General features: G+C 41.6%; 1 protein-coding gene. It reads right to left on the bottom strand.

The genetic code is table 11. The features are described from left to right. Positions 1 to 457: 457 nt before the first annotated feature. Entirely contained in the window at positions 458 to 1,582 is a 1,125-nt protein-coding gene (locus CXF58_RS00220) for a protein rep (RefSeq protein WP_102076222.1), read from the bottom strand. Between the last annotated feature and the right edge of the window lie 347 nt (positions 1,583 to 1,929).

Raw genomic sequence — 1,929 nt, 5'->3', positions numbered from 1 at the left:
TCTCAATGAATTAGGGCTGATTACCCACACACCCAAGCCAATCTTTTTAACTGGTTATGTCATAGTATCAAGGTAGTATTTTGGCAAAAAAGACTGCCAAAATCTCCACCTTGACACCATGCCCTAACCAGTTTTTTTGTGGCTATGGGTTGCGATGGGTAGCAATGTTTCAACCTCGTAGAGCGGACGGAGTTATCAAACAAAAATAGCGCCCCTTGTGGGTCTTTTGCTTGGTAACTCCTAAGTTCGCTCTTAGTCAGAGGGACGAAAAGATTGCACGCTGTTTCATCCTGTAAGGTGAAACGTCTAAGCGTGCCTTGTCTTATATTTTGTCTTTTCACTTGTCTGTCTTTTTGGATAAGTGCGCACTTACGACTTGCCTAAACGATTCCACTCCGTTTCATAGTTTGGTCAAATCAAAGTACGCTCTACGAGGTAAAAGCCAAAACCAAAAACACTACTCGTTATGGTTCGGGTTATACATGTAACCGCCTTTTGACTCATAAAACGTAAAGTTCAAACGGCGGTCATCGGTTTCGGTTGTTTCGTCATCGTTGCCAGTGTCGATCATATCCTCATTGGTAATATCATCATCTTGCTTCAGGGCGTCTTTGAGCAATCCACCAGTAGCCACAAAACGTAAGCGGTATGTTTGTCTTGTCAACTCATAAAACCAGTCACGACTTCTAGGATTTTCGGCATCATGGGTAATATCATCAGGCTTTGTAGCGTATTTCAAGGTTTCAGCAATCGCCCCACGCATACCATCATCATCAGCACCCTTTTTCGGTTTAACAGTTCTAATATCTACTTGCGGCATATAATCAATACGAAGACAATCAGCCCAAAGCTCTTGCCACCGTTGACGTTTGATATAATTCCTACCAAAGTAAGACGGGTCAACCATCAAAATAACGTGAAAATGTGGGTGTGCGTGGGTGTTGCCAGTTATCGGACAAACCCTTTTGTATTTCTTGTCTTTGTCTTTGGGGTCTTTGGGGCGTGTGACTTCTGTTGTGCGTACCCAACCCTTAACAGCCGCCATAAATTCCTTGCGCTTAATCAGCCTTTGCCATGATTTGTTCATGTGCTGCAAGGTTTCGCGCAAGTCATCAATGGGCGGATTTTTGAGCGTCAAGGTTAAAAATATAAAGCGGTGTGTAGGGTGTGTTTGTATGATGCGGTCATAGGTTTGGTACATGAGAGCCTTCCAGAGTAGTGTTTTTCGCCATTGACACGTTGTACAGTGGCGTACACGACAGAAACCAGCTTGTTTTAATACCAAGCCGTCATCCTCGTTATATCCAAACTTTAAAAATCCGCTACACTCATCCATACGCTCGCTATATCGCTCAAATTCGCTGTTTAAGGCGTATATTTTACTTACATAGGATGTATGTAGCCTGTGAGTGTCCCAAACGCTGTCACGGGCAGATAAGGACGCTAGAGAGACATCTACGCCTTCGGGCAAGTCGTTATCGTAGAGAAAATCAATTAATTCTGCAGAAGGGATATTTTTATCAACGTTTTCGTTATGCTTTTTAATATTTTCGTTGACAGTGGTTGCGTGATTTGGGAACATAAATAAAGACCTTGTATTCGTTTGTTTCTAGACAATTCCGACGATACGAGGTTTTTTTACGCCTGTCAATTATTCTTTTTCCAGTTTTTTACCCAATAATTTTAATATAAACCCTTATGTCATATAGCCTAAGAGCAATCATAACCCCTATTTCTAATCCGCTACTTAGACCTAATGTATCAAGTAAAGGAAAAAACGCTCAAAATCACCCCTATTTTTGGATCAAAATTGGCAAATCACGCAACCATCACTCAGCATAATTCACCCCAAATAAGCCAAAAATAAAGCCGTATTGGATACGTCACTACTTTTCGGTAGTGACGTATCCAATACGGCAATTATCAAAA

The organism is Psychrobacter sp. Sarcosine-02u-2, assembly GCF_002836335.1.
In the GTDB taxonomy this organism is placed as follows: Bacteria; Pseudomonadota; Gammaproteobacteria; order Pseudomonadales; family Moraxellaceae; genus Psychrobacter; species Psychrobacter faecalis.
Note: the sequence above shows the minus strand (reverse complement) of the source record. Positions and strands in the feature narration are given on the sequence as shown.